Below are 4,085 nucleotides of genomic sequence, written 5' to 3'. Positions count from 1 at the left end.
TCTGGGCTTTGCGCATAAAAAAGGCTGTGTCAGCGTTTTGACACAACCTCATTATTTTATAGATTATCTTACTTGTCTTTTATTTCGATTTTGTTCCGAAGTTTGTAGAGACAACTTCAAGTTTGAGTAAATACTCTGGATATAAAGGGTTGCCTTGAGCATCTTGTATGCTTCCTTTGCTACCCCCTTTCAAACGTGCATAGCCAGGTTTCAGGTCATGTTGTATGCTAATAACATTGCTCGAAGAACCATAATAGCTATTACTTGAGGAAGCATCTGTGGTTACAAGTACTGGAATAAGTATGAATTTGTTCCAATCACTATATTTTTCCCATTCTTCAATATTATGAACCTCTTTAGATTCTGTTTTGCCTTCGGAGTTAGTTATTTGGAGAGTTATCGTACCATTCTTGAGTTTCTTTTCTGCTTCTTCTCTTTCTCCATCCTCTAAACAATTATTTATCATTTGAGTGATATTGTTGAATGTATATTGGGTAAAGTTAGTTGTAGTAGGATTAAATAGAGATGAAGTTATACCATCGCTAAGTTGATTACCTTTGAAGAAACTATCTTTATATTTTTTACGTATTAATAAAACGTTATTAGGAGTAGACATGCCAAACTTCTTATCACTGGTTTCATTATAGATAGGAATCCCTAATTTTACCGCATTCAAAGTATCTCCTTGAAGCTTTTCTGCTATTTGACTAACAGGGAGAGTTAACTGAGTAAAGATTCCAGCTGGACTTTTTAAATAAGTCCATTCAGATTTATTGATGCAATTTTGAATAGCTACTTTATCATTCTCTAACTGGTTTGCTTGAATAACTTCACGAGTGGTAGCAAAGGTACGATATCCATAGTAAGTAGAGTCTTTATACTCTCCATTTTCTTCTGCTACTTTCTTTTGCAATTTAAGACCAGTAATTGTATCGACAGCATAGCATTTATACACTACGTTCATTTGAGCTTGATTTATGTAAAGTACCGTACCATCACCGTAATCACTTTTCACATAAATTCCCTTAAAAATCTTCCTAAACTCTTTATTGTCAAGATTGACACCTAACTCATTGGCTTTTTTTATAATCTCTTTACCAATTTCCTTGGCAGCTTCGTCTCTGAAAGAAACATGAACACTAGGGACATACGTACTAAGATTACGAATAGAGTCTTTTACTGAAAGATCGACTGCTGTATAAGCTTTCGTGCCTAATAAGCTATTAGGATCTGCGTGATCGTAGTAGTTTTCCGGATTAATATTTGTATAGTAGGCATGTTCAGTATCTAAGTTCTCGCTCAATTCATAGACACTCAAACGACAAGCTGTTAATGAATCTCCAAAGTAACTGCTATACCATAAATAAAGTTCGATAGTGTGGATGTTACCAATGATTTTATTGTTGTCATCACGTATGAATGTGACATCTTTATTATCTTCATTATCATCCCCTACCATTACGCGGGTAGCTTTCTTCTCTTCGTCCAAAGCAGTACCATCATATACTCCAGGGAATGTCATTCCTGACGGACAGTTGAGTTCTGCCAAGAAGCCTGCCTGATAAGTTCCAAATATTTCATCAGTGAACTTACCTACATACCCTATATTAGTCATTGCATAAATCTCACCGGCATGAACGGATTCGGTAGTTACATCAAATGTAGATAGCTTTCCATTGATATTTTGGTCGCTTCCCGGAAACATTCCCAATCCCAGTCCGGCAGTGTTGTCATCACAACCCCAAAAGGTGATTGCCAGTAAAACTATTAAGGCGTATTTTGTTTTCATGATCGTCGTATCTTGATTTTTTTTATTCTTCTTCGTTTGCAGTCGCATCCCATACCTGATCGTAGAACTCGTTGCAGGCATCTGCATAGTTTTCCGGGTTCTGGTAGTCAAGCACCAGTTTGCCAGATTGGCGGGCGTATTCAATAATAGACTCGTCTACTTTTTCGCTGTTTTGTATGACTCCATCCGAATAATCAACGGCGAGTTTGCACAGAGCAGCATAGTCTACCGGCTCTTTCAAATCACCTAAATCTTTTTTGGAAATACCTTTCAGCATCAATTTGGCTGCGAAATCGTCGCTAAGTGTACTCTTGAAATCATCTTCATAAACAGAGAATACCACTTTAGCGTCGCGAAAAGAAGGTTCGTCTTTATAGGCTTTCTTAATATAAAGAGGAGCTAAAGCTGTCATCCAGCCATGACAGTGAATGACATCAGGACACCAGCGAAGTTTTTTCACTGTTTCCAATACACCGCGTGCATAGAAAACGGCACGGCTATCGTTATCATCATATTCTATACCATTTTCATCCGTTGTCTGCATACGATTCTGGAAATAATCATCGTTATCGATGAAATATACCTGCATACGTGCGGATTGGATAGAAGCAACTTTTATAATCAAGGGGTGGTCAGTATCGTCGATAATCAGGTTCATACCAGAGAGGCGGATCACTTCGTGCAGTTGATTTCTGCGCTCATTGATATTTCCCCATTTAGGCATAAAGGTTCTGATTTCACGGCCTTTTTCTTGTATCGCCTGTGGAAGGTTTCTACCTATATTGGCCATTTCGGATTCTGAAACGTAAGGTGTAATCTCTTGAGTAATAAATAAAACTTTATTCGCCTTTGTCATAATAACAATAGTTCACTATAATATTCTGCAAAGATACGAAAAAAAAGACACATTAAATAAGATATTCTTTCTTTATGTGGCAAATATTAGTTTATTTTGCAGAGTTTTTGCAAACGAGTAAAACATAAACCAATTGACGAAAATGAAAGTAGTGCACACTATCAAGGACTTACAGGCAGAATTGACTGCCCTAAGAGCCCAAGGTAAAAAGGTGGGACTGGTTCCTACAATGGGTGCTTTACATGCGGGACATGCATCTCTGGTAAAGCGCAGCGTAAGTGAGAATGGTGTAACTGTTGTGAGTGTTTTTGTGAATCCCACACAGTTTAACGATAAAAATGACTTGGAGAAATATCCGCGTACATTGGATGCAGATTGCCGTTTGTTGGAAGAATGCGGGGCGGATTTCGCTTTTTCTCCTTCAGTTAGCGAAATGTATCCGGAACCGGATACCCGTCAATTTAGCTATGCACCATTGGATACGGTGATGGAAGGAGCTTTCCGTCCGGGACATTTTAACGGTGTTTGCCAAATTGTCAGCAAGCTGTTTGATGCTGTACAGCCGGATCGTGCATATTTCGGAGAGAAAGACTTCCAGCAGTTAGCGATTATTCGTGAGATGGTTCGACAATTGAAATATAACCTTGAAATTGTAGGTTGTTCAATTGTACGTGAGGAAGATGGACTGGCATTGAGTAGCCGGAACAAACGTTTATCTGCAGAAGAACGTGAAAATGCTTTAAATATTTCTCGCACCTTATTTAAAAGTCGTAACTTTGCAGCCACTCATACAGTGAGCGAGACGCAAAAGATGGTTGAAGATGCGATTGAAGCCGCTCCGGGTTTGCGTATGGAGTATTTTGAGATCGTAGACGGAAACACATTGCAGAAAATTAGCAATTGGGAAGATACTTCCTACGCAGTAGGATGCATCACAGTGTTCTGTGGAGAGGTCCGGCTGATCGATAACATTAAATATAAAGAATAACTAAAAAGACGAAACCTTATGATGATTGAAGTGTTGAAGTCGAAAATTCATTGTGCACGTGTCACGGAGGCAAATCTGAACTACATGGGTAGTATCACGATTGATGAAGACCTGTTGGATGCTGCAAACATGATTCCGGGAGAGAAAGTGTATATCGCTGATAATAACAACGGTGAACGCTTTGAAACCTACATTATCAAAGGTGAACGCGGTTCGGGCAAAATTTGTCTGAATGGTGCTGCTGCCCGCAAGGTGCAACCCGATGATATTGTGATAATCATGTCCTATGCATTGATGGATTTTGAGGAAGCCAAGTCGTTTAAACCGGCTGTAATTTTCCCTGATCCTGCTACGAATAAAGTGGTAAAGTAGAAAGTATCTTTAGATATTTGAAATGAGAAAAGAGGTTGTGTCAAAACGTTGGCACAACCTCTTTTATATTTTACAGTTCT

Annotated in this window: 4 protein-coding genes; 2 read left to right on the top strand and 2 right to left on the bottom strand. The window is 38.7% G+C overall.

Translation table 11 applies throughout. The features are described 5' to 3' along the window. Window positions 1–79: 79 nt before the first annotated feature. On the bottom strand, window positions 80–1,789 hold the full coding sequence (locus tag DWZ47_RS30005; RefSeq protein ID WP_032854787.1) for a DUF4270 domain-containing protein: 1,710 nt from the start codon (window positions 1,787–1,789) through the stop codon (window positions 80–82). Window positions 1,790–1,811: 22 nt separating this feature from the next. After that, the gene (locus tag DWZ47_RS30000) at window positions 1,812–2,645 is read right to left on the bottom strand and encodes a glycogen/starch synthase (protein WP_004304593.1); all 834 of its coding nucleotides are present in this window, start codon (window positions 2,643–2,645) and stop codon (window positions 1,812–1,814) included. A 142-nt stretch (window positions 2,646–2,787) separates the two neighbouring features. Between DWZ47_RS30000 and panC the strand changes: the two genes are divergently transcribed. Continuing rightward, entirely contained in the window at window positions 2,788–3,633 is an 846-nt protein-coding gene (panC, locus tag DWZ47_RS29995) for a pantoate--beta-alanine ligase (protein WP_004301788.1), read from the top strand. A gap of 18 nt (window positions 3,634–3,651) precedes the next feature. Continuing rightward, window positions 3,652–4,005 carry an aspartate 1-decarboxylase gene (panD, locus tag DWZ47_RS29990; RefSeq protein ID WP_004301789.1) on the top strand — a complete coding sequence of 118 codons (354 nt, stop codon included), beginning with the start codon at window positions 3,652–3,654 and terminating at the stop codon, window positions 4,003–4,005. Window positions 4,006–4,085: the final 80 nt, after the last annotated feature.

Source organism: Bacteroides sp. AF32-8BH (genome assembly GCF_003435205.1).
GTDB lineage: Bacteria > Bacteroidota > Bacteroidia > Bacteroidales > Bacteroidaceae > Bacteroides > Bacteroides ovatus.
The sequence above is the reverse complement of the archived record's forward strand: the minus strand, read 5'-3'. Positions and strand labels throughout refer to the sequence as shown.

What these genes read in the sequence shown, in the direction of transcription:
- panD (WP_004301789.1), top strand. Translation starts at nt 3,652, where the DNA reads ATGATGATTGAAGTGTTGAAGTCGAAAATTCATTGTGCACGTGTCACG.
- DWZ47_RS30000 (WP_004304593.1), bottom strand. Translation starts at nt 2,645, where the DNA reads ATGACAAAGGCGAATAAAGTTTTATTTATTACTCAAGAGATTACACCT.
- panC (WP_004301788.1), top strand. Translation starts at nt 2,788, where the DNA reads ATGAAAGTAGTGCACACTATCAAGGACTTACAGGCAGAATTGACTGCC.
- DWZ47_RS30005 (WP_032854787.1), bottom strand. Translation starts at nt 1,789, where the DNA reads ATGAAAACAAAATACGCCTTAATAGTTTTACTGGCAATCACCTTTTGG.